Origin of the sequence: Actinomycetospora chlora (assembly GCF_039542135.1) — a bacterium.
GTDB classification, from domain to species: Bacteria; Actinomycetota; Actinomycetes; order Mycobacteriales; family Pseudonocardiaceae; genus Actinomycetospora; species Actinomycetospora chlora.
On sequence record NZ_BAABHO010000032.1, the window covers coordinates 12348 to 34163 of the forward strand.

The 21816-nt window shown below is 73.9% G+C and carries 25 protein-coding genes; 14 read left to right on the forward strand and 11 right to left on the reverse strand.

The features are described from left to right. Window positions 1-9 precede the first annotated feature (9 nt). Window positions 10-1497 (forward strand): AMP-binding protein, encoded by a 1488-nt coding sequence (locus ABD994_RS19215; RefSeq protein ID WP_345418579.1) that lies wholly within the window; start codon window positions 10-12, stop codon window positions 1495-1497. Between the two features lie 74 nt (window positions 1498-1571). Here ABD994_RS19215 and ABD994_RS19220 read toward each other — a convergent pair whose 3' ends face one another. Continuing rightward, a complete protein-coding gene (locus ABD994_RS19220) occupies window positions 1572-2330 on the reverse strand; it encodes an endonuclease/exonuclease/phosphatase family protein (RefSeq protein ID WP_345418582.1) in 759 nt (252 codons plus the stop codon). Between the two features lie 53 nt (window positions 2331-2383). Between ABD994_RS19220 and ABD994_RS19225 the strand changes: the two genes are divergently transcribed. The 7 genes from ABD994_RS19225 (at window position 2384) to ABD994_RS19255 (ending at window position 9839) form a co-directional block, all read left to right on the forward strand. Continuing rightward, on the forward strand, window positions 2384-2941 hold the full coding sequence (locus ABD994_RS19225) for a nucleotidyltransferase (RefSeq protein ID WP_345418586.1): 558 nt from the start codon (window positions 2384-2386) through the stop codon (window positions 2939-2941). Between the two features lie 17 nt (window positions 2942-2958). Continuing rightward, window positions 2959-3735: a HipA family kinase gene (locus tag ABD994_RS19230; RefSeq protein WP_345418589.1), complete on the forward strand. Its 777-nt coding sequence runs from the start codon at window positions 2959-2961 to the stop codon at window positions 3733-3735. Next, entirely contained in the window at window positions 3732-4163 is a 432-nt protein-coding gene (locus ABD994_RS19235) for a DUF3037 domain-containing protein (RefSeq protein ID WP_345418592.1), read from the forward strand. Before ABD994_RS19230 ends, ABD994_RS19235 begins: the two co-directional genes overlap by 4 nt. Window positions 4164-4271: 108 nt before the next feature. After that, window positions 4272-6653 carry a phosphoenolpyruvate synthase gene (gene ppsA / locus ABD994_RS19240; RefSeq protein ID WP_345418595.1) on the forward strand — a complete coding sequence of 794 codons (2382 nt, stop codon included), beginning with the start codon at window positions 4272-4274 and terminating at the stop codon, window positions 6651-6653. A 36-nt stretch (window positions 6654-6689) separates the two neighbouring features. Next, window positions 6690-7664, forward strand: a complete 975-nt coding sequence (locus ABD994_RS19245) for an esterase-like activity of phytase family protein (protein ID WP_345418598.1) — start codon at window positions 6690-6692, stop codon at window positions 7662-7664. Between the two features lie 52 nt (window positions 7665-7716). After that, on the forward strand, window positions 7717-8628 hold the full coding sequence (locus ABD994_RS19250) for a patatin-like phospholipase family protein (protein ID WP_345418601.1): 912 nt from the start codon (window positions 7717-7719) through the stop codon (window positions 8626-8628). Next, entirely contained in the window at window positions 8625-9839 is a 1215-nt protein-coding gene (locus ABD994_RS19255; RefSeq protein WP_345418604.1) for a CynX/NimT family MFS transporter, read from the forward strand. Before ABD994_RS19250 ends, ABD994_RS19255 begins: the two co-directional genes overlap by 4 nt. Here ABD994_RS19255 and ABD994_RS19260 read toward each other — a convergent pair. After that, a complete protein-coding gene (locus ABD994_RS19260; protein ID WP_345418607.1) occupies window positions 9817-10572 on the reverse strand; it encodes a TetR/AcrR family transcriptional regulator C-terminal domain-containing protein in 756 nt (251 codons plus the stop codon). The two genes, ABD994_RS19255 and ABD994_RS19260, sit on opposite strands and share 23 nt — an antisense overlap. Window positions 10573-10638: 66 nt before the next feature. Between ABD994_RS19260 and ABD994_RS19265 the strand changes: the two genes are divergently transcribed. From ABD994_RS19265 to ABD994_RS19275, 3 genes are all read left to right on the forward strand, one after another. Continuing rightward, window positions 10639-11016, forward strand: coding sequence for a VOC family protein (locus ABD994_RS19265; RefSeq protein WP_345418610.1), 378 nt, complete (start codon window positions 10639-10641; stop codon window positions 11014-11016). A gap of 16 nt (window positions 11017-11032) precedes the next feature. After that, on the forward strand, window positions 11033-11521 hold the full coding sequence (locus tag ABD994_RS19270; RefSeq protein WP_345418613.1) for a GNAT family N-acetyltransferase: 489 nt from the start codon (window positions 11033-11035) through the stop codon (window positions 11519-11521). Window positions 11522-11593: 72 nt separating this feature from the next. Further along, window positions 11594-11998, forward strand: a complete 405-nt coding sequence (locus ABD994_RS19275; RefSeq protein ID WP_345418616.1) for a hypothetical protein — start codon at window positions 11594-11596, stop codon at window positions 11996-11998. A gap of 6 nt (window positions 11999-12004) precedes the next feature. Here ABD994_RS19275 and ABD994_RS19280 read toward each other — a convergent pair whose 3' ends face one another. Together ABD994_RS19280 and ABD994_RS19285 are read right to left on the reverse strand one after the other, a co-directional pair. Continuing rightward, a complete protein-coding gene (locus ABD994_RS19280) occupies window positions 12005-12277 on the reverse strand; it encodes a type II toxin -antitoxin system TacA 1-like antitoxin (RefSeq protein ID WP_345418619.1) in 273 nt (90 codons plus the stop codon). 91 nt (window positions 12278-12368) lie between these two features. Then, window positions 12369-12653, reverse strand: a complete 285-nt coding sequence (locus ABD994_RS19285; protein ID WP_345418622.1) for a hypothetical protein — start codon at window positions 12651-12653, stop codon at window positions 12369-12371. Between the two features lie 181 nt (window positions 12654-12834). Between ABD994_RS19285 and ABD994_RS19290 the strand changes: the two genes are divergently transcribed. Together ABD994_RS19290 and ABD994_RS19295 are read left to right on the forward strand one after the other, a co-directional pair. Next, window positions 12835-13689, forward strand: a complete 855-nt coding sequence (locus tag ABD994_RS19290) for a helix-turn-helix domain-containing protein (protein WP_345418627.1) — start codon at window positions 12835-12837, stop codon at window positions 13687-13689. Window positions 13690-13711: 22 nt separating this feature from the next. Next, a complete protein-coding gene (locus ABD994_RS19295) occupies window positions 13712-13906 on the forward strand; it encodes a DUF397 domain-containing protein (RefSeq protein WP_345418630.1) in 195 nt (64 codons plus the stop codon). Window positions 13907-13998: 92 nt separating this feature from the next. Here ABD994_RS19295 and ABD994_RS19300 read toward each other — a convergent pair whose 3' ends face one another. The 7 genes from ABD994_RS19300 to ABD994_RS19330 form a co-directional block, all read right to left on the reverse strand. Next, window positions 13999-16056, reverse strand: a complete 2058-nt coding sequence (locus ABD994_RS19300) for a prolyl oligopeptidase family serine peptidase (protein ID WP_425550083.1) — start codon at window positions 16054-16056, stop codon at window positions 13999-14001. Between the two features lie 33 nt (window positions 16057-16089). Further along, a complete protein-coding gene (locus ABD994_RS19305; protein ID WP_425550084.1) occupies window positions 16090-17070 on the reverse strand; it encodes an alpha/beta fold hydrolase in 981 nt (326 codons plus the stop codon). Window positions 17071-17160: 90 nt separating this feature from the next. Then, window positions 17161-17940, reverse strand: coding sequence for a PadR family transcriptional regulator (locus ABD994_RS19310; protein WP_345418636.1), 780 nt, complete (start codon window positions 17938-17940; stop codon window positions 17161-17163). Window positions 17941-18043: 103 nt separating this feature from the next. Continuing rightward, entirely contained in the window at window positions 18044-18301 is a 258-nt protein-coding gene (locus ABD994_RS19315; RefSeq protein ID WP_345418639.1) for a DUF6295 family protein, read from the reverse strand. Window positions 18302-18304: 3 nt separating this feature from the next. Further along, complete coding sequence (locus ABD994_RS19320) at window positions 18305-19051, reverse strand: dienelactone hydrolase family protein (RefSeq protein ID WP_345418642.1); 747 nt, start codon at window positions 19049-19051, stop codon at window positions 18305-18307. A 101-nt stretch (window positions 19052-19152) separates the two neighbouring features. Further along, window positions 19153-19716, reverse strand: a complete 564-nt coding sequence (locus tag ABD994_RS19325; RefSeq protein ID WP_345418645.1) for a FumA C-terminus/TtdB family hydratase beta subunit — start codon at window positions 19714-19716, stop codon at window positions 19153-19155. Beyond that, complete coding sequence (locus tag ABD994_RS19330) at window positions 19713-20558, reverse strand: fumarate hydratase (RefSeq protein ID WP_345418647.1); 846 nt, start codon at window positions 20556-20558, stop codon at window positions 19713-19715. The genes ABD994_RS19325 and ABD994_RS19330 overlap by 4 nt, the downstream gene beginning before the upstream one ends. Window positions 20559-20682: 124 nt before the next feature. On the opposite strand from ABD994_RS19330, the gene ABD994_RS19335 reads away from it, so the two are divergent. Then, window positions 20683-21810, forward strand: a complete 1128-nt coding sequence (locus ABD994_RS19335) for a baeRF2 domain-containing protein (protein WP_345418650.1) — start codon at window positions 20683-20685, stop codon at window positions 21808-21810. Window positions 21811-21816: the final 6 nt, after the last annotated feature.

Below are 21816 nucleotides of genomic sequence, written 5' to 3' on the forward strand. Positions count from 1 at the left end.
GGAGGCGCCGTGCGCGCGACGCTCGGAGCGGAGTTCGAGGCGGCGCTGACCCGTCACCGGGACCGGGTCGCCGTCGAGGCCGGCGGACGCCGCTGGACCTTCGCCGAGGTCCACCGGTGGGCCCGCGCCGTCGCCGCCCAGCTCCGGGAGCGCGGCGTCGGGGCGGGCGACCCGGTCGCGCTGTACCTCGGCAACGGGGCCGCGTTCGTCGTCGCCGACGTGGCGGTCGCGCTGCTGGGCGCGGTGAAGGTCCCGGTGAACACCCTGCTGCCCGAGGCGACGGTCCGGTACGTCGTCGCGGCGGCCCGCGTCCGGCTCGCGGTCGTCGACCCGGCCCTGGGTGTGGACCTGTCCTCCGATGTCCCGGTGGTGCTCGTCGACGACCTGGCCACCGAGGGCGGGGCCGGTCCGGCGGCCGCGCGGGTCGGCCCCGACGCGCGGGCGGCGATCTACTTCACGGGCGGCACGACCGGGCGTCCGAAGGGCGTCGTGCACACCCAGGCGTCGGCGGTCGCCCTGCAGTACGCCCAGCTGCTGGAGGCCGAGATCGTCGCGGACGACCGGCTGCTGCTGACGACGCCGCTCGCCCACGCCGCCGGCCTGCTCGCCCAGTCGGCCCTGCTGCGCGGCGCCACCAGCGTCGTCGAGCCCGGCTTCGACGCCGCCGGGGTGCTCGACGCGCTGCGCACCCGCGGGATCACGTGGACGTTCCTCGTCCCGACCATGATCTACCGGCTGCTCGACCTGCTCGACGGCCCGGAGCCGCTCGGGCTGCGGACGGTCGTCTACGGCGCCGCGCCGATCACCCCCGACCGGCTGGCCCGCGGGCTGCAGCTGCTCGGGCCGGTGTTCGTCCAGCTCTACGGCCAGACCGAGTGCCCGAACTGGGGCACCCGCCTGGGCCGCGACGACCACGACCCGGCGCGTCCCGACCTCCTCGACTCCTGCGGCCGCGCCTCGATCATGGCCGACGTCGCCGTCGTCGACGACGCGGGCGAGCCCGTCGGGGCGGGGGACACCGGCGAGGTCTGCCTCCGCTCGCCCTACGTCCTCGCGGGCTACCTCGACGACCCCGACGCGACGGCCGCGAAGTTCCTGCCCGGCGGCTGGATCCGCACCGGCGACGTCGGCTACCTCGACGAGGGGGGCTACCTGCACCTGCGCGACCGGCGCGCCGACATGGTGATCAGCGGTGGCATGAACGTCTACTGCCGCGAGGTGGAGGACGTCCTCGCGGGTCACCCCGCGGTCGCGCAGGTCGCCGTGATCGGCCGGCCGCACGACGACTGGGGCGAGGCCGTGCACGCGGTGATCGTCCCGGCCGGCGCCGCCGACACCGGCGAGATCCTGGCGTGGTGCCGTGGGCGCCTCGCGGCGTACGCCCGCCCGAAGTCCGCCGAGCTCGTCGACGACCTGCCCCTGACGCCGTTCGGGAAGGTCGACAAGAAGGCGCTGCGGGCCCCGTACTGGGCCGGCCGCGGGCGGGCGATCGGCTGAGACGTGGCCGGGCCTCGTCCGGTTACTGGCTCGTATCGCTCGCTCAGCGAGCGATACGAGCCAGTAACCACCGCTCAGGGCGCCGGGACGACGGTGGCCGCGAGCGCGCGGTGATCCGAGAGCGGCGGGTGGTCGACGCGTGGCGCGGAGGCGACGACGCCGCGGCCGAGCACGTGGTCGATCTGGCGGCGCGGCGCGACGGCGGGGAACGTCCGGCCCTGCACGAGGCCGGTCAGGCCGCTGCCGAGGCCTGCGCGGCGCACCCCCATGTTGAGGTCGCCGGTGAGCACCAGCGGGTCCTCGGTACGGAGCTCGCGCACGAGATGGCGCAGCTGGACGAGGTTCCAGCCGGGGATGAAGGTCAGGTGCGTGGTCACCACCGTCACCGGGCCGTGGGGGCCCTCGACGCGGGCGACCAGCGCGGTCCGGGGCTCGTCGCGCACGACCACGAGACGGCGCGGCCGGCCCAGCACGAGCGGGACGTCACGGGGCAGGCGGGGCAGCGGCACCTCACGCCACGCGAGGACCGGCAGCCGCGAGAGCAGGGCGATCCCGTAGCCCGGGGTGCCCGGTGAGCCCTCGTCCGGCGCCGGCGTCCACGCCCCGGGCACGCCGTGCAGCGTCGGCGCGAAGCGGTGCTCCACCGCGCCCATCGCCTTCGCCGCGACCTCGGCGAGGTCGGCGCCCTCGGAGCGGGGCTGGGCGCGGTCCACCTCCTGCAGGCCGAGCACGTCGACGTCGAGCCCCTCGACCGCGTCGGCGAAGCCGTCCACGTCGACGGGTCCGTCCGCGGTGGCGGCGCCGTGCAGCACGTTCCAGGTCCCGAGTCGCACGGAGCAGAGTGTTCCCCGGTTCGGCCCTGTCCCACGCGGGTAGTGACCCCGGGGTGAGCGATCCGGACGGTGACGCGCGCCGAGAGGCGCTCAAACGGGTCGCGGTGACGCTCCGGCACGGCGGGGTCGCGTTCGCGCTCGCCGGGGGCTACGCCGGGTGGGCGCTCGGCGGTCCGGAGCCGAGCAACGACGTCGACTTCGTCGTCGCCGAGTCCGAGGCCGACCACGCGGCGACCGTGCTCGGCGACGGCGGGCTCGAGGTGCTGCACCCGCCGGAGGACTGGCTGTTCAAGGTCCGCAGCGACGGCGCCCTCGTCGACATCCTGTTCCGCATCGCCGGCATCCCCGTCGGCGAGGACATGCTCGGCCGCGCCGCCGAGCAGGAGGTCCTGTCGGTGGCGATGCCGGTCGTCGACGCCACGGACCTCATCATCGGGAAGCTCGCGGCGCTCAACGAGCACGCCTGCGACCTGTCCAAGGTGCTGCCCACCGCCCGCGCGCTGCGCGAGAAGATCGACTGGACGCGCGCCGAGGCCGAGACGGCGCAGAACGACGTCGCCGTCGCCTGCCTCGTGCTTCTGCGGCGCCTGCGCGTGGCGCCCGGGGAGTGACACGCGAGGATGGTCCGGTGTCCGCCCTGCGCCGGGTCACCGCCACCCGGTACGTCACGCCGCTGCGCGAGGGCGGGTCGCTGCCCGGGCTCGTCGAGGCCGACGACCTCGGCACCTACGTCGCCAAGTTCGTCGGCGCCGGCCAGGGGGCGAAGGCGCTCGTCGCCGAGGTGATCGCGGGGGAGCTGGCCCGGCGGCTCGGGCTGCGGGTGCCCGAGATCGTGGTGCTCGACCTCGACCCCGTGATCGCCCGGGCGGAGCCCGATTGGGAGGTCCAGGAGCTCCTGGCCCGCAGCGGTGGCGCCAACCTCGGGATGGACTTCCTGCCCGGCGCGATCGGCTTCGACCCGGTCGCCCACGCGGTCGACCCGCTCGAGGCCTCGCGCGTCCTGTGGTTCGACGCGTTCGTCGAGAACGTCGACCGCTCCTGGCGCAACCCGAACCTACTGCGCTGGCACCGCGAGCTGTGGCTGATCGACCACGGCGCCTGCCTGTACTTCCACCACGCCTGGGCCCGCGCGGCGGCCGCCGTGGCGCGCCCCTACGACCTGCGCGACCACGTCCTGGCGCCGGTCGCGACGGCCCGGGCGGACGCCGACGCCGAGCTGGCGCCGCAGGTCGACCGGGCGCTGCTCAGCGAGGTCGTGGCGCGGGTGCCGGGGGAGTGGCTGCGCGGCACGAAGCGCAGCGGAGCTGACGCATCCCACGACGAGGAGCCCGATGCGACGCGCGCGGCGTACGTCGAGCACCTGCTGGCCCGGCGAGACGCGCGTGAGGCGTGGGTGCCGCGGTGACGGAGACGGAGCGTTCAGGGGAGCACGCCGACAGGGGAGCTCGACCATCGGGGAGAGACACGTTCGAGTACGCCCTGCTGCGCGTGGTGCCCGACATCGAGCGCGGCGAGCTGGTCAACGTCGGCGTGCTGCTCTACTGCCGCCACCGCGAGCACCTCGCCGTGCGCACCGACCTCGACGTCGACCGCGTCCGCGCGCTGGCGCCGGGCGTCGACCTGGACGCCCTGCGCGACGCGCTCGCGGCGTGGGAGCGCGCCGTGGGCGGGGAGGGGCCGGCCGCGGTCCTCAACCCGGGAGAGCGGTTCCGCTGGCTGACCGCGCCGCGCAGCACCGTCCTCCAGCCCGGTCCGGTGCACACCGGGCTCACCGCCGACCCCGAGGCGGAGATCGACCGGCTGCTCGCGCGGCTGGTACGCCCGATGTCCTGAATCGTTCCCCCGTTTCCCGACACCCTCCCGCGGGGGATCCGGCCATTCGGTCGGCTGCGCGCAACCGTCGGGAGACGACGGGCCGCGGCCACGAACGAGGAGGACGCGGTGGCGGACGAGGTCCGGTGGCTGGAGTCGGTGGGGTCCGGCGACGTCGAGGAGGTGGGGGGCAAGAACGCCTCGCTCGGCGAGATGATCGGCAACCTGGCCGAGCAGGGCATCCGCGTGCCCGGCGGCTTCGCGACGACCGCGACGGCGTACCGCTCGTTCCTCAGCGAGAACAACCTCGACGAGAAGATCGCGGGCATCCTCGCGGAGCTGTCCGACGAGAAGCGGGAGCTGGCCGACGCCGGGCAGGCCATCCGCGACCTGTTCGACCAGGCCGAGTTCCCGGAGGCGACGGCCGAGGCGATCCGCTCGGCGTACGCCGAGCTGGGGGAGCGCTACGAGACCTCCGACGTCGACGTGGCCGTGCGCAGCAGCGCCACCGCCGAGGACCTGCCGGACGCGAGCTTCGCCGGCCAGCAGGACACCTACCTCAACATCACCGGCGCCGACGCGCTGCTCGCGGCGTGCAAGGACTGCTACGCGTCGCTGTTCACCGACCGGGCGATCAGCTACCGCGTCGAGCAGGGGTTCGAGCACACCGACGTCGCGCTCTCGATCGGTATCCAGAAGATGGTGCGCTCGGACCGCGGCTCGGCGGGCGTCATGTTCACGATCGACTCCGACACCGGCTTCCCCGACACCGCGATCATCAACGCGGCGTGGGGGCTGGGCGAGAACGTCGTGGGCGGCGAGGTCACGCCGGACCAGTACACGGTCTACAAGCCCTTCCTGGAGAACGAGGGGCTGACGCCGATCATCGCCCGCACGATCGGGGCGAAGGAGCGCAAGCTCGTCTACACCGACTCCGGGAACGAGCCCACCGAGAACGTCGACACCACCGACGAGGAGCGGCGCGCCCGCGTCCTGTCCGACGAGGAGATCCTCCAGCTCGCCCGCTGGGGCGTCGTCATCGAGCGGCACTACGAGCGCCCGATGGACGTCGAGTGGGCCAAGGACGGGCGCAGCGGCGACCTGTTCGTCGTCCAGGCGCGTCCCGAGACGGTGCAGAGCCGGGCCGGGGCCGGGACGCTGTCGACGTTCCACCTCAACGAGACCGGCGAAGTGATCATCTCCGGCCTGGCGATCGGCCAGGCGGTGGCGTCCGGCGAGGTGCAGGTGATCGCGTCGGCCGACGACGTCGACCAGTTCGAGGACGGCAAGGTCCTGGTCACCGAGATGACCGACCCCGACTGGGTGCCGATCATGCGGCGCGCCGCCGCGATCGTCACCGACCGGGGCGGGCGCACGTCGCACGCCGCGATCGTCAGCCGCGAGCTCGGCGTGCCCGCGATCGTCGGCACCGGCAACGCCACCGAGCTCCTCGGCGAGGGCCGCGAGGTGACGATCTCCTGCGTCGAGGGCGACGAGGGCCACGTCTACGAGGGCCTGCTCGACTACGAGGAGCGCGAGCTCGACCTGGAGAACGTCCCCGAGGTCAGCACCCGCGTCATGATGAACATCGGCAGCCCGGCGGCGGCGATGCAGTGGTGGCGCCTGCCCGCGCACGGCATCGGCCTGGCCCGCATGGAGTACCTGGTCAACAACGTCATCCAGGCGCACCCGCTGGCGCTGCTGCACCTCGATCAGGTCTCCGACGACGACGCGCGGCAGCAGATCGAGGAGCTGACCGCGGGCTGGGAGGACAAGGGCGAGTACTTCGTCGACCACCTCGCCCGCGGCATCGCGACGATCGCCGCGTCGCAGTACCCCGAGCCCGTCGTCGTGCGGCTCTCGGACTTCAAGACCAACGAGTACGCCGGGCTCATCGGCGGGACGCAGTTCGAGCCCGACGAGGAGAACCCGATGCTCGGGTGGCGGGGGGCGTCGCGCTACTACAGCGACGACTACAAGGAGGCCTTCGCGCTCGAGTGCGAGGCGCTGCGGCGCGTGCGCTCGGAGATGGGCTTCACCAACGTCGTCGTCATGGTCCCGTTCTGCCGCACCCCCGAGGAGGCCGACCGGGTGCTGGAGACGATGGCGGAGTACGGGCTCGAGCGCGGGCGCGACGAGTTGCAGGTCTACGTCATGGCCGAGATCCCGTCGAACGTGCTGCAGGCCGACGAGTTCGCCGACCGCTTCGACGGCTTCTCGATCGGCTCGAACGACCTCACCCAGCTCACGCTGGGGATCGGGCGCGACGACGACCGCCTGACGCACCTGTTCGACGAGCGCAGCCCCGCGGTCAAGAAGATGATCACGATGCTGCTCGAGGCGGCCCACGCCAAGGACCGCTACGTCGGCATCTGCGGCCAGGGCCCGAGCGACCACCCGGACCTCGCCGAGTTCCTCGTCGAGCAGGGGATCGACTCGATGTCGCTCAACCCCGACAGCGTCCTCACGGTCATCGAGCGCGTCGCCGAGGCGGAGTCGCACCGCGGCTGACGCCCACCGTTCACCCCGGTACGGCACGGTGGACCGGTGATCCGGGCGACGGTGGTCGGGGCGGTCGGGGCCCTGCTGACGGTGCTCGTCGCGTGCGGCGGGCCGCCGGCGGGGCCCACCTCGGCGGCGGTCGCCCCGGCGCCGTGCTCGCCGAGCGTCGCCATCACCGGCTTCTCCGACGCCCTCGACGGCCGGGAGTACGGCGCCCGGCGCGTCTACGCGCTCGAGGGGCTGTCGGCGCTCGCCGTCGACCGCGACGGGACGCTGCTCGCGCTCAGCGACCGGTCGGTGCTGTTCACGCTCGACCCGCGGACGCGTCAGCCCACCGGCGCGTGGCCGCTGGCCACCGAGGACGGCAGCGCCCTCGATTCCGAGGGCCTGGCCGTCGACGTCGACGGCACGCGGCTGGTGTCGTCGGAGACCGAGCCGTCCGTGCGCCGCTACGACCGGGACGGCCGGCTCCTCGGCCGCCTCGACGTCCCGCCCGACCTCGCCGCCCGCGCCCGGGACAACCAGAGCCTCGAAGGCGTCGCCGTCCTCGCCCCCGGCGGGCCGGTGGTCGCCGCGATGGAGGGCGCCCTCGACGGCGACGACCCGGCCGTCCGCCGCTTCCCGACGTGGGTCGGCGGCGTCCCGGGGCCGACGCTCGCCTACCGCCCCGACCCGGGTCTCGACGTCTCCGACGTCACGGCCAGCGGCGACGGGCGGCTGCTGGTGCTGGAGCGGTCGTACACCGCGGGCGTCGGCAACACCGTGCACCTGGCGCTCGCCACGCCGGCAGGGGCCGATCTGTTCCGGGTCCCGCTGGCCGACCTCGGCGCCTGCCCGAGCCTCGGCGCCACCTCGCGTCAGGCCCAGCAGAACCCGCTGCTCGACAACGTCGAGGGGATGACGGTCCTCGGCCGCACGCCCGACGGCGCGCTGCAGTTGCTGCTCGTCAGCGACGACAACCAGGACAGCGACCAGACCACCCGGCTCTACGACCTCGTCGTCCGCCTACCCGCTCCGTGATCTGACCGGCACACCCCGTGCGGACGGCGCGCTCGGGAGGGAAGGTGTCGCCGTGACCGACGCCGCGCACACCCAGCCCGCCCGCACCACCCGCGCCCTCGTCCTCGGCGGGGGCGGCCTCGCCGGCATCGCCTGGGAGGTCGGCGTGCTCGTCGGGCTCACCGAGGGCGGCGTCGACCTCGGGCTCGCCGACCGCGTCGTCGGGACGTCGGCCGGCTCCGTGGTCGGGGCGCTCCTGACGACCGGGGTCGACCTCGCCGCACTGCACCAGGAGCACCGGGACGGGCGCGGCGGGGACAGCTCGGGGCCGCCCGCGCACCTCGACATGGAGAAGCTGGGCGCCGAGCTCGCGGCCGCGATGGACGGCGCCCGCGACGCCGGGGAGATGCGGGCCCGGCTCGGCGCCTGGGCGCTGGCCGCGGACACCCCGCCCGAGGCCGAGCGCCGCGCGGTGATCGACGCCCGGCTCCCGGTGAAGGAGTGGCCGCGGGCCGACCTGCGCATCTCCGCGGTCGACGCCGAGACCGGCGAGCTCGCCGTCTTCACCCGCGACGCCCGGGTGGACCTGGTCGACGCCGTGGCCGCGAGCTGCGCGGTGCCCGGCGTGTGGCCGCCGATGACCGCGGGCAGGCGCCGCTACGTCGACGGGGGCGTGGCGTCGATCGTGCACGTGGCCCGGGCCGACGACGACGGCTTCGAGATCACCGGCCCGGCCGACCGCGTGCTCGTCGTCGCCCCGCTCGACCCGCCCGCGGGCGGCCCGTTCCGGTCGGTGTCCCAGGAGGTCGAGCACCGCCAGGAGCAGCACCCCGAGACGCAGGCGGTCGCGATCATCGCCGACGAGGCGTCGGTCGCCGCGTTCGGGACGAACGTGCTCGACCCGGCGACCATGCCCGGGTCGGCCGCCGCCGGGTACGAGCAGGGCCGGGCGCGGGCGGCGGAGGTCGCGGCGCTGTGGACGTGAGCGCGCCGGCCGCGTCCACCACGGCGCGGCGCGGCGGGGCGCTCGCGGCCTTCGCGGTCCTGCTGCTCGCGGCCAACCTGCGCCCGCCCGTCGTCGGCGTCGCGCCCCTGGTGGACCAGGCCCGCGAGGACCTCGGTGTCTCCTCGGGCGTCGCCGGCCTGCTGACCAGCCTGCCCGTGCTGTGCTTCGGGCTGCTCGCCCCGATCGCGCCACGGCTCGCCCGGCGGTGGGGGCTCGAGCGGCTGCTCGTCACGGCGCTCGTCGTGCTGGCCGCGGGCATCGCCCTGCGGATCGTCGACTCGCTCGCGGTGATCCTCGGCGGCAGCGTGCTCGTCGGCACCGCGATCGCCGTCGGCAACGTGTCGCTGCCGACGCTGGTGAAGCGCGACTTCCCGCACCGCACCGGGGCCATGACCGGCGCGTACTCGATGGTGCTGACGGGCGGTGGGGCGCTCGCCGCGGCGGTCACCGTGCCGCTGCAGCGGGCGACGGGCCTCGACTGGCGCTGGACGCTCGGGCTGTGGGGGCTGCTGACGCTGGCGACCCTCGCGGTGTGGGTGCCCCGCGCGCGGCACCGCACCGTGCCGTCGCAGCCCGTCGGGGAGGCCGCGGCCATGCGCCGCGGCCTGCTGCGCGACCCGCTGGCCTGGCAGGTCACCCTGTTCATGGGGCTGCAGTCGTTGCAGTTCTACGCAACGTCGGCGTGGATCCCGACGATCTACGTCGACGCCGGCCGCAGCCCCGCCGAGGCCGGGCTGCTGCTCTCGCTGGCCGGGATCGTGGGTCTGGTCTTCTCGGCGACGATGCCGTCGGTGGCGATGCGCCGCCGCAGCCAGAGCGTGCTCGTGGCGTCGACCTGCGTGTTCTACGTCGCCGGCTACGCGGGGCTGATCCTCGCGCCCGGCTCGGTGTCCGCGCTGTGGATGGTGCTCGTCGGCGTCGCGCAGGGCTCGAACATCGCCCTCGGGCTGCTGCTCATCACCCTGCGCTCGCCCGACACCGCGCACACCTCGGAGCTCTCGGCGATGGCGCAGGGCATCGGCTACACGCTGGCGGCACTCGGCCCGTTCGGTCTCGGCGCGCTGCACGACCTCACCGACGGCTGGACCGTGCCGCTCGTGGTCATGATCGTGCTCGTGGTGCCGACGGCGCTGATGGGGATCGGCGCCGGGCGCGACCGGCACGTGCTCAGCGGGTCGTCCCCGGGCTGACCATCGCGGCGAGGCCGTCGAGCACCCGCGCCAGGCCGAACCGCCAGGCGCGGTCGGGGTCGCGGGCCGACCCCTGCGCGGCGCCCGCCGCCGTGCCCACGCGCACGGCCCGGGGGTAGCGCTCGGGGTCGAGTACGCGGGCCAGCACGGGGGCCCGCGCGGCCCACCACTCCGGGCCGTCGTCCCCGGCCGAGCCCTGCTCCACGAGCGCGGCGGCGCGGACGACGTCGAGCAGGAAGGTCAGGGCCGCGTCGCGGTCGACGTCGTCCAGCCCGGCGAGGTCGGCCAGGTCGTCGAACGCGGCGAGCTCGTGCTCGTACTTGGCGGTCTCGCCCGGCCCGAGGACGGGCCGCGACGGGTCGACGCGCGCGGTCCAGGGGTGGCGGCGGTGCAGGGCGCGGTTCTCCTCGGCGACCGCGGTGAGGCGCTCGCGCCAGGGCCGGCCCGTGGTGTCCGCCCGCGGCGCGGCGGCGTACGAGGCGTCGACGACGAGGTCGGCCAGCTCTTCGCGCCCCGGCACGTAGGTGTAGAGCGTCATCGGGGCGACGCCGAGCTCGGCGGCCAGGCGCCGGACGGTGAGCGTCGCCAGCCCGTCGGGGCCACCTCCGTCGGCCAGGGCCGTCGCGGTGGCGACGACGGCGTCGAGGTCGAGCCCCCGGCGGGGTCCCCGCGTGCCGGTCGGGCGCTCGAGACGCCAGAGCAGGGCGAGCGTGCGCGCCGGGTCGTCGGTCATCGGCGGCATCGTTGCACGAAACCGTGTACAACGTACGTTGTACAGCGTACGAAGAAAGAGGGCTCCATGCAGATCAGTGCGTCCGCCGTCTCCCTCACCGTCGCCGACCCCGCGGCGTCCGCGGCGTTCCTCGTCGAGCACTTCGGGTTCACGCAGGCCATGGCGGCCGACGGTTTCGCGTCCCTGACGCGGGAGGACGCCGGCATGTCGGTGGTCTTCCTGCGCACCGGGCTGGAGACGCTGCCCGCCGACCAGCGCGACGAGCACGCGGCCGGGCTGATCCTCGCGTTCGTCGTCGACGACCTCGAGGGCGAGCTCGCGCGCCTCGAGCGCGAGGGCGTGGCGATCACCATGCCGCTCACCGTCGAGCCGTGGGGCGAGCGCGCGTTCCAGGTCCGCGACCCCAACCGCGTGATCGTGCAGCTGGTGGACTGGAACGGGTGATCGGCAGGATGGGGCCGTGGAGATCGTCCTGTCCGCCGTGCGCCCCGACTCGACCGACGGGCTGACGGCCCTGCGTGCCTACGCCGGCGAGCTCGCCGCGCGGTGGCCCGAGAAGGCCCCGGAGCCGTCGTGGTCGGACCAGTTCCTCGCCGACGACCCCCTCGCGCTCGTCCCGCCGGCTGGCGTCTTCGTCGTCGCCCGGCAGGGCGAGCGCGTCGTCGGGTGCGGCGGCCTGCGGTACGAGGGCGCCGACGTGCCGGCCGGGGCGGGGGAGATCAAGCGGATGTGGGTGGACCCGGCCGTCCGCGGGCAGGGGCTCGGGCGGCGCCTGCTCGCCTACCTCACCGAGCTCGCGCGCGAGGCCGGACTGCGCCGGCTGGTGCTCGACACCGCCGACGACCTGCTCGAGGCCCGCGCGCTCTACCTGCGGGAGGGCTTCGTCGAGACCGAGCCCTACAACGCCAACCCGTACGCCCACCACTGGTTCACGCGCGACCTCTGGTGAGGGTGGGACTGTCGTTCGGTCGAGTGAGTGCCTACCGTTCCTCGACGGGTGGGAGCGGCGGGGGGTGACGGGGTGCGATCCGAGGGCGGCAAGCCCCAGGAGGTGCTCGACCTCCATCCCCTCGCGGCGCGCGTCTTCGAGGTGGTGCAGGACGAGTTCGCCGTCCCGCCGCAGTACCCGCTCGCGCTGCACGACGTCGACCACGTCGCCGACGGCGCGCCGCTGGTCGAGACCGCTGCGTTCGCGATGCGCTTCCTGCAGATCGTGCGGCACTACGCGGCGCCCGGGCGCGCCGTCGAGACCGAGTACCTTGTCGGCGTCATCGTGGTGCTCGTGCCGGTGCTCGAGGATCTCGCGGAGCGCTCGGTGGAGCACCGGGCGCTGCTGAACCTGGCGCGGGACCGCTTCTACGACGCGGCGTGGTCGATCGTGCGCGAGACCGGCGGCCCGCCGAACGGGCTGTTCACGGTGCAGTAGGAGGGGTCAGCGCCCGTCGTCGTGGGACATCTCGCGCTGCTTCTCGAGGGCGGCCCGGCGCTCCTCGACGGTGAGCTTGCCCTTCTCGCTCCACTGCCGGTCGCCCTCGAGGACGGCCTCGGGCCCGGCGTCGTCGACGACCTTGCGGGCCAGCACCAGCGCCGCCTCGCGCACGAACGCCGACATCGTCTTGCCCGTGTAGTGCGCGACGGCCTCCAGCAGGTACCGCTCCTCGGGGCTCACGCGGAACGTCGCCGGTGACGAGTCGGCGGCAGGCATCAGGCGAATCCCCGGACGGCGCGCATTTCCCGACTGTATTACGTAGCACAGACGACCGTCCAGGATGGTCGGACGTCCACGTGCCCGGGTGTCAGACGGTCGGTTCCAGGAACGGTGGCGCAGGTCGCGGGTCGAGGTCGGGCAGGCGGGCCTGCAGGCAGCAGAGCTGGAACGCCATGACCGTGGTGCGCTGGTCGTCGGGGCGGAGCTCCTCCCCGTGCCCGTAGGCACGCATGTTGGCGAGCATCGCCTCGATCCGGCGGCGGAGGTTGAACTCCAGGCCGGCGGCGCGGATCGCCCGGGCGAGCACGTCGCCGGGCCGTCGTGAGCCCGTGGTCGTGCCGGGTTGGTCGTCGCCTGCTGGATCCGTCGCCATGAGTGCTCCCCCCGCGGAGGTGGTGCTGGTGTGCTTCTCCTCAGACCGGCTCGCCCGCTCGTTCGATAGCTCGACGCTAGGGCGCGGCGTCACGAGAAGCAACGCTTGCGCAAGGGCTTACGGTGCAAGTTGCACGGTTCAGCAGGTCAGTCGCGACAGCCGCCGACCGAGGAGGAAGTAGGTGACCGAGCGCTCGTTCGGGCCGGTCGTCGTCCGTCGGCGCCTGGGTGCCGAGCTGCGCCGTCTCCGTGACCGCGCCGGCCTGAGTCTCGAGCAGGCGGCTCGGGAGCTCGAGGTCTCCCCGAGCAAGATCAGCCGGCTGGAGAACGGTCTGTCGCCGGCCAAGGTGTGGGACGTCCGCAACCTCCTGACGCTCTACGGCGTCGAGGACGAGGACTACCGCCGGCGCGCGGAGCGGTGGGTGAGCGAGGGCAAGTCGCAGGGATGGTGGCACCCCTACTCCGACGCCAGCCCCGCCGATCTCGACCACTACGTGTCACTCGAGGCGGAGGCCGCCGAGATCCGCTCCTACTGTGCTCCCTACCTGCACGGGCTCCTGCAGACCCGTGGCTACGCGGAGGCCCTGATCCGCTCGATGATGGGGCATCTCGACCGGGCCGCGATCGATGGCCTGATCACCGTACGGATCGGGAGGCAGGGCATCCTCGAGACCACCAACCCGCCGGCACTGCGCATCGTGGTCGACGAGTCCGTCCTGCGACGGTCGGTCGGGAGCCCGGAGGTCATGCGCGAGCAGTACGAGTACCTCGCGCAGCTGACGGGCCGGTTCGACATCCGTATCCGTTCTCTCGATGCGCCCCCGCACGCGGCACTCCTCAGCCCGTTCACGGTGTTCGTCCCTCGGGAGAGCGACATCGACCCGACCGTGGTCAACCTCGAGTCCGCATTCCATGACGCGTACTTCTACGATCCAGCCGACGTGGAGCCGTTCCTGTCGTCGTTCGACGACCTCCAGGGCACATCGCTCTCCCCCGAAGAGAGCCAGGCGTTGGTGTGGCGACTCCTCGAGACCTGACGGCAGAGGTGAAAGGCGTCGCGTGTCCGAGCCAGCTCCCCAGTTCCACCGTTCGTCCTTCTGCGGACCGGGCAACTGCGTCGAGGTCGCCTTCGACGGCGACCGCGTCCTGCTCCGGGACTCGAAGCGCCCGGAGCGCGGTCATCAGCTCCACTCGCGCGAGTCCTGGGCCTCCTTCGTCGACGAGATCAAGGCCGGTCGGCACGACCTGCCCTGAACGTCGCGCCGAGTGGGCCGGGAGGGCTCCGGATCTCCCGGAATCCGAACCCTCACGGCCCACTCCGAGACGTCGGCGCCGCGTGAGGCCCCTCAGCCCACCTGTCGCCAGCAGAACTCGAACACCAGTGCCCACTGGAACGCGCGCTGGGCGTTGTCGGCGGCGCCGCCGTGGCCGCCCTCGGTGTTCTCGTAGTACTCGACGGCGTGGCCCTGCTCCCGCAGCCGCGCGACGGCCTTGCGCGCGTGGCCCGGGTGGACGCGGTCGTCGCGGGTCGAGGTCGTCACGAGGACCGGTGGGTAGGACGCGTCGGCGGAGAGGTTCTGGTACGGCGAGTACTGCGAGATCCAGCCCCACGCGGTGGGGTCGTCCGGGTCCCCGTACTCCGCCATCCACGACGCCCCCGCGAGCAGCAGGTGGAAGCGCCGCATGTCGAACAGCGGCACCATCACCACGATCGCCCCGAAGAGCTGCGGGTAGCGCGTCAGCATCACGCCCATGAGCAGCCCGCCGTTGCTGCCGCCGTGGATCGCGAGCTGCGACGCGGTGGTGATGCCGCGGGCGACGAGGTCGCGGGCCACGGCCGCGAAGTCCTCGTACGCGCGGTGCCGGTGCTCGCCGAGCGCCGACGTGTGCCACGTCGGCCCGTACTCGCCGCCGCCGCGGATGTTGGCGACGACGTACGTCCCGCCACGGGCCAGCCACCCCCGCCCGATGACGCCGCTGTACCCCGGCGTCAGGGCGATCTCGAAGCCGCCGTAGCCGGTCATCAGCGTCGGGCCCGGCACGTCTGCGACCCGTCCGACGACGAAGTAGGGGATCGTGGTGCCGTCGTCGGAGGTCGCGAAGAACTGCCGCACCTCCAGCCCGGTCGCGTCGAAGCGCGCCGGGGCGGTGCGCAGCACCTCCGGCTCCGGGTCGGACGACTCGCCCAGCTCCCCGCGCAGGAACGTCGACGGCCGGGTGTAGCCGTCGGTGTCGAGGAAGTACTCGTCGCCGTTGTCGGGGTCGACGCCCATGAGGTCCACCGAGCCGAGGTCCGGCCCGGCCGGCAGCTCGCGGCGCGCCCAGTCCTGCGCCGGCGTCAGCACCTCGAGCCGGGTGACGACGTCGGTGAGCACGGCCAGGACCAGGTGGTTCTTCGTCCACGCGTGGTAGCTCAGCGAGCGGCTCGGGGTGGGCTCGAACAGCACGCGGGCGGTGCGGTCGCCGGCGAGGAACGCCTCGAAGTCGAAGCACAGCAGCGCGCCCGCCGGGTGCTCGACGCCGTCCACCGACCACGGCGAGCGCGTGCGGACCAGCAGCCACTCCCGCTCGACGTCGGTGTCCGCGTCCGGGGGGACGTCGATGCGGACCTGGGTGCCGTCCCCGCGGAGCAGGAACTCCTCGGTGGTGTGGAAGTCGGGGCTGCGGCCCACGAAGTCGCGCTCGTAGCCCGGGGTGTGGTCGTGCGCGGCGAAGGCCGACACGTCGGTCTCGTCGGCGGTGAACACCACCTCGGCGTCGGCCACGTCCTGGCCGCGCCGCCAGCGCCGCATCACCCGCGGGTAGCCCGACGTCGTCTGCGAGCCCGGGCCGAGGTCGGTGCCGACGAACACCGTGTCCTCGTCGATCCACCCGATGCGGCTCTTCGCCTCGGGCAGGGTGAAGCCGTCGGTGATCCACTCCTTGGCGTCCAGGTCGAACTCCCGCACGACGGTCGCGTCCGCGCCGCCGCGGGAGAGCTGGACGAGCGCGCGCGAGTAGTCCGGGTAGCGCACGCCGGCGCCCGCCCAGACCCAGTTCTCGTCCTCGGCGCTCGCCAGCGCGTCGACGTCGAGCAGCAGCTCCCAGTCGGGGTCGCCGCCGCGGTAGCTCTCCAGGGTGGTGCGCCGCCACAGGCCACGGGGGTGCTCGGCGTCCTGCCAGAAGTTGTAGAGCAGCTCCCCGCGTCGGCGGACGTAGGGAATCCGGTCGTCGGCGTCGAGGACGGCGCGCAGCCCGTCGCGCAGCTCGGCGAACCGCTCGGAGCCCGTCAGGACGTCGAGCGACTCCGCGTTGCGCTCCTTCACCCAGGACAGCGCTTCGTCGCCGGTGACGTCCTCGAGCCAGAGGTAGGGGTCGTCGGGGGTGGTCGCAGCGGGGGAGCTCACCCGCCCATCCTCACCCATCGCGCGACCCCGTCGCCGCGGTGATGCCGACGCCTAACCCTCGCGCCCGCGGCGCAGCAGCTCGCGCCACTCGGCGGCGCTCCAGTGCGCCGGCTGGCTCTCGCCGAGGAACGTCCGCATCGCGGCCAGGACCTCGTCGGGGTGGGTGTGGAACGGGAAGTGCCCGGCCCCGTCGAACACCTCGAGGCGGCTGCCGGGCATGGCGTCGTGCGCGAGCTGCGCGTGCTCGACGGGCACGATCATGTCGTCGGAGCCCCAGAGCAGCAGCGTCGGCATGCCCGCGGTGAGGTAGCAGCGGTCGAGCATCGTGACGACCTGGCCGCGCCAGTCGACCACCGCGCGCAGCGTGCGCAGGAAGGCGCTGCGGCTGGTGGCGTCGGGCAGGGCGTCGACGATGCGCACGAGGTCCTCGGCGTCGCGGCCCAGCGGGTGGTCCAGGCGGGTCAGGGCCCACATCACGGCCTCGGTCTGGCTGCGCATGCCGGGCAGCCCGAGCAGCCCGAGCAGCAGCTGCGCGCCGGGCAGCGAAGCCGCGCGCAGCGCGGGGCTCACCGACTGGGAGACGCCGCCGGCGCCGATGAGCACGATCCGCTCGGTGCGCTCGGGGTACTGGTAGGCGAACTGCATGGCGACGCCGCCGCCGAGCGAGTGCCCGACGAGCGTGGCCCGGTCGATGTCGAGGACGCCGAGCAGGTCGCGCATGCCGTTGGCGTACGCGGCGACGGAGTAGTCGCCGCGCGGCTTGTCCGAGCCGCCGTGACCGAGCAGGTCCGGGGCGAGGACGGTGTGGTCCCGGGCGAGGTCGTCGAGCAGCGGGCGCCACGTCGACGAGTCGTCACCGATGCCGTGGATCAGCAGGAGCACCGGCCCCGAGCCCGCCATGCGGAAGGCACGGCGGTAGCCGTGGACGGTGCGGTACTGCAGGACCCACTCCTCGCCCGGCACGTCCCGCAGGACGGGGCCGGGCGAGGGTGGTCCGGACGGGGGTCGGCGCAGGAGCACGGCCGGTGCCACGCCTCCTCGGTCTCGCGGAGATCAGCGAATCCGGGAGCCTAGGCCGGACGTGTGACGCCACGTCACCTCCGTGTTGCCGGCGGGTGACGCTCACCCGGCCGTGCCCGGCTCGTCCCCGGAGTCGGGAGTGCTCTCCGGGGTCGTGCCGGTCTCCTCGCCCGCGAGCAGCAGGTAGAGCTTCCGGCGGGTCTCGTCGAGCAGGCGCACCGCCTCGGCGACCTGCTCGTCGCGCCCGACCTGGGCGACCTGCGCCACGGCGCCGGCGAGCCCTCGGCCCGCCTCGCGCAGCGAGGTGAAGCCGTCCTCGGCCGCCGCGGTGTTCCACACGGCGTCGAGCTCCTCGCGGTGCTCGTCGACGTAGGTGCGGCCGGCGTCGGTCAGGTGGATCACCGACCGGCCCTCGGCCTTCTCGGTGCGCACCAGGCCCTCGTCGGCCAGCTGCGACACCGTCGGGTAGACCGACCCCGGGCTGGGGCGCCACGAGCCGCCGGAGCGCTCGCCGATCTCCTGGATGATCTGGTAGCCGTGCATCGGCTCCTCCGCGAGGAGGGCCAGCACCGCCGTGCGCACGTCACCGCGCGCGCGACGTCCGCGGTGTCCACCGCGGGGGCCGCCGCCGCCGGGGCCGAAGCCGCCGAAGCCGGGGCCACCGAAGCCGGGGCCGCCACCCGGGCCGAAGCCGGGGCCACCCGGCCGGCCGAAGGGCCCGCCGCGGCGCCCGCGGCGGAACTTTCCGCGCGGACCGCCGGCGAACTCGCCGAACATCGCCTCGCGGGCGAACCCACCGTGACGGTGCGGGCCGTGCCCGCGTCCCTCGTGGTGGGGGTGTTCTCCGAAGTCCCGGCGTCCGCCGGGGAACTCGTTGTTCATGTCGCTCCTCCTTCTACGTTCGTTCGCGACACGTCAACGATATATCGTGATAGTCGGTAGTGCAAGGCGCCGTCCCCGAGCGGGACGGCGCCGAGCGTGCGGGCTAGTGGTGGGCCGCGCGGTCCACGGTGGTCTGGAGGGCCGCGAGCAGCTCACGCGCCGAGTCGAGGCTCAGCTCGACGGCGACCCGGGCGCCGGGCCCGCGGCCGGGGTTCAGGAAGTCGATGTTGACGGTGTGCTCGTCGGGCGCATGGACGGGGTGGTCGTAGTAGACCGTCGCCGTCTCGAGCGGGAACCAGCCGTCGGGGCCCTTGCCGCTGGACTTCTCCAGCGCCAGCTTCTCGGTGCTGTAGGTGCACACGGCTCAGCCCGCCAGGTGCCGCGCGAGGAACTCCCGGATGCGCTCCCAGCCGTCGACGGCGGCGGCCACGCGGTAGGCCGGGCGGTCGACGGAGAAGAACGCGTGCCCCGCGTCGTCGTAGCGGTGGAACTCGTAGGGCTTGCCGTTCTCCTGCAGGAGCTTCTCCAGCTCGTCGACCTGGTCGGGGGAGGGGTAGGAGTCCTCGTTGCCGAACAGGCCGAGCAGGGGTGCGTCGAGCTCTCCGATGCGGTCGGCCAGGGGCTGGACCTGCAGCGGGAAGCCCTCGGGCGGGGTGCCGACGACGAACGCGCCGTAGCAGTCGATCGCCGCCTGGACGTCGACGGCGATGCCGGTGAGCACCGCCTGGCGCCCGCCCGAGCAGAAGCCGATGGCGCCGACCTTCCCGTTGGACGTCGGCAGCGAGCGCAGCCAGCGCGCGGCGCCCGCCGCGTCGCCGACGAAGCGCTCGTCGGGCACCCCGCCCTGCGCCCGCGCGGTCGCCGCGGCGTCGTCGGGGTCGGCGCCGGGTGCCTCGCGGGTGTAGAGGTTCGGGCAGACGGCGTGGTAGCCCATCGTCGCGAACCGCCGGGTGATCTCCTTGGTGGCGGCGTCGTAGCCCGGCATGTGGTGGATGACGATCATCCCGCCGCGGGACGCGCCGTCCATCGGCCGCGCGGTGTAGGCCTCGATCTCGTCGTCGCCGTGCCCCCTGATCCCGATCGTCTCGGCCAGGACCGCGTCGTACTGCATGTCGCCCTCCGGGTGTCGTCGCGTAGGGCTCGATCAGAGCACCACGGCGGCGCCGGGGCAGGGCCGGGGCGACGGTCGTCCGGTTTGCGAGGGGGGAGCGGTCAGGCGCGTCGCCAGCGCGCGGGACCGTCGCGGTAGAGGTCGCCGCCGTACAGGTCGTTGACGACGAGGGCGGGGAAGTCGCGCACCTCGAGACGGTGCACCGCCTCCGCCCCCAGGTCGGAGTAGGCGATGACCTCCGCCGACGTCACGCACTGCGAGAGCAGGGCGGCCGTGCCCTCGATCGCGCCGAAGTAGACGCAGCCGTGCTCGCGCATGGCGTCCTTGACGGTGTCCGAGCGCCGGCCCTTGCCGATCATGCCCCGCAGCCCGCGCTCGACGAGCAGCGGCGACCAGGCGTCCATCCGCGACGCCGTCGTGGGCCCCGCTGCGCCGATCGGGTGGCCGGGCCGGGCCGGGGTGGGACCGACGAAGTAGAGCGTCTCGCCGGCCGGGTCGAACGGGAGGTCCTCGCCGCGCGCGATGGCCTCGGCGAACCGTCCGTGGGCGGCGTCCCGGCCGGTGACGAGCGGGCCCGACAGCAGCACGGAGTCGCCGCTGCGCAGTTCGCGGACGGCGTCGGCGTCGAGGGGCAGCTGGAGTGACGTCGGCTCCGGGCGTGTCACAGGGTCACCGTCCGGACGCGGTGGGAGTGGCAGTCGAGGTTGATCGCGACGGGGAAGGCCGCGATGTGCGTCGGGTAGGCCTCGACGTGGACGGCGACGGTGGTGACCGTCCCGCCGAAGCCGGCGGGCCCGATGCCCGTGGCGTTGATCGCGTCGACGAGCTCGGCCTCCAGCTCGGCGAGCTTCGGGTCCGGCGACGCGGAGCCGGTGGGCTCGCGGGTCAGCGCCTTCTTCGCCAGCACCGCGGCGCGGTCGAACGTGCCCCCCATGCCGATCCCGACCGTCACCGGCGGCGACGCGCTGGGGCCGGCGGACTCGATCGTCTCGACCACGAACCTCTTCATGCCCTCGACGCCCGCGGCCGGGGTGAGCATGCGCAGCGCCGACATGTTGTCGCAGCCCGCGCCCTTGACCAGCAGCGTCAGGCGCACGCCGTCGCCCTCGACGAGGTCGTAGTGGACCATCGCCGGGGTGTTGTCGCCGGTGTTGACCCGGTCGACCGGGGAGCGGACCAGCGACGCCCGCAGGTAGCCCTCGCGGTACCCCTCGGCGACGCCGCGGTCGAGGGCCGCGGCCAGCGAGCCGCCGGTGAAGTGGACGTCCTGACCGATCTCGAGGAAGCACACCGCGTAGCCGGTGTCCTGGCAGAAGGCGATCCGCTCGCGGGCGGACACCTCGGCGTTGGCGAGCAGGCGGTCGAGCACCTCCTGCCCGATCGGGGACTGCTCGTCGTCCCGCGCCCGCCGCAGGGCGGCGACGTGGTCGCCGCGCAGCTCGTGGTTGGTCTCGACGCACAACCGCCGGACGGTGTCGGCCACCTCGTCGACCGGAATCTCCCGCACGTCGCACGGCTTACCGCACCCCCGCGCACGACGCATGGCGACGGGGGCGACAGGGTAGGTCGTCCGGTACGACATCGACGTTCCCCGCCCACCCCCGGGCGGGGTGGAGCAGGAGGAACACCGGATGGACCTGTCGCGCACCCGTGACATCTACGAGCGGCCGGGCCCGTTCGCGACGGTCTACCTCGAGGCCGTGCAGGCCGGGGAGAACTCGGCGAAGCAGGTCGAGCTGCGCTGGAAGGACCTGCAGAAGCAGCTGAAGGACGCCGGCGCGGACGACAAGACGATCGCGGCGCTGGACGACGAGCTCGCCGGCGAGCGGCCCGGGTCGGTCACCGGCGTCGGGCGCGTGCTCGTGGCGTCGGCCGAGGGCGTGCTCTTCGACGACGAGGTCGAGGCCGTCGACGCGGCCGGTGACGTCGCGGTGTGGTCACCGCTGCCCGAGCTCGGCCGCTACTACCGCAGCCAGACCGGCTCGGTCCGCGTGCTGCTCGCGGTGGTCGACCAGACCGGCGGCGACCTCTACCAGGTGATCGCCGACAACGCCGAGGGCGCCCGCGAGCTCTCCGAGGAGACGATCAAGGGCCAGGCCATCGAGACCGTGCACAAGGCCCGCGGCGGGGGCCTCGGCAACCGCACCCGCCAGAACCGCCACGAGATGGCCTCGTACGAGAACGCCGACGAGGTGGTCAAGGGCATCCGCAGCGCGGTCAAGCAGTTCCGCCCCGAGCTGATCGTGCTCGCCGGCGAGATCCAGGGCCGCTCGGCGGTGCGCAACGAGCTGCCGAACGACCTCGCCGAGATCACCCGCGAGGTCGAGTCGGGTAGCCGTCACCGCGGCGCGTCGGAGGACGCGCTCGAGGACGAGCTGCTCACCGCGGCCGGCGTCGTCGCCACGGAGCGGGAGACCCGCGTGCGCGAGCGCTTCGAGGAGGGCAAGGGCCACGCCAACGCGGTCGAGGGCCTCGAGCCGGTCCTCGAGGCCGCCCGCCAGGGCGCGGTCGACACGCTGCTGCTGGTCGACGGCCAGGAGGTGCCCGGCGAGCTCTACGTCGGGTCCTCGCCCGAGCAGATCTCCACCGACCCGAAGAACCTCGAGCAGATGTCGGACACCGAGCCGGTGGCCCGCCCGGCCGAGCAGGTGCTGCTGCACGCGGTCGGCGCCCTCGGCGGCGACCTGCAGGTCCTCGGCGGCGGCGCGGAGCTGCAGGACGGCGTCGGCGCCAACCTGCGCTTCCCGACGGGAAGCTGAGCCGCC

Bases quoted from the DNA above. Each gene is read 5' to 3' on its own strand.
- ABD994_RS19260 (WP_345418607.1), bottom strand. From the start codon at position 10,572: ATGACCGACGACCCGGCGCGCACGCTCGCCCTGCTCTGGCGTCTCGAG.
- ABD994_RS19265 (WP_345418610.1), top strand. From the start codon at position 10,639: ATGCAGATCAGTGCGTCCGCCGTCTCCCTCACCGTCGCCGACCCCGCG.
- ABD994_RS19280 (WP_345418619.1), bottom strand. From the start codon at position 12,277: ATGCCTGCCGCCGACTCGTCACCGGCGACGTTCCGCGTGAGCCCCGAG.
- ABD994_RS19285 (WP_345418622.1), bottom strand. From the start codon at position 12,653: ATGGCGACGGATCCAGCAGGCGACGACCAACCCGGCACGACCACGGGC.
- ABD994_RS19300 (WP_425550083.1), bottom strand. From the start codon at position 16,056: ATGGGTGAGGATGGGCGGGTGAGCTCCCCCGCTGCGACCACCCCCGAC.
- ABD994_RS19310 (WP_345418636.1), bottom strand. From the start codon at position 17,940: ATGAACAACGAGTTCCCCGGCGGACGCCGGGACTTCGGAGAACACCCC.
- ABD994_RS19320 (WP_345418642.1), bottom strand. From the start codon at position 19,051: ATGCAGTACGACGCGGTCCTGGCCGAGACGATCGGGATCAGGGGGCAC.
- ABD994_RS19335 (WP_345418650.1), top strand. From the start codon at position 20,683: ATGGACCTGTCGCGCACCCGTGACATCTACGAGCGGCCGGGCCCGTTC.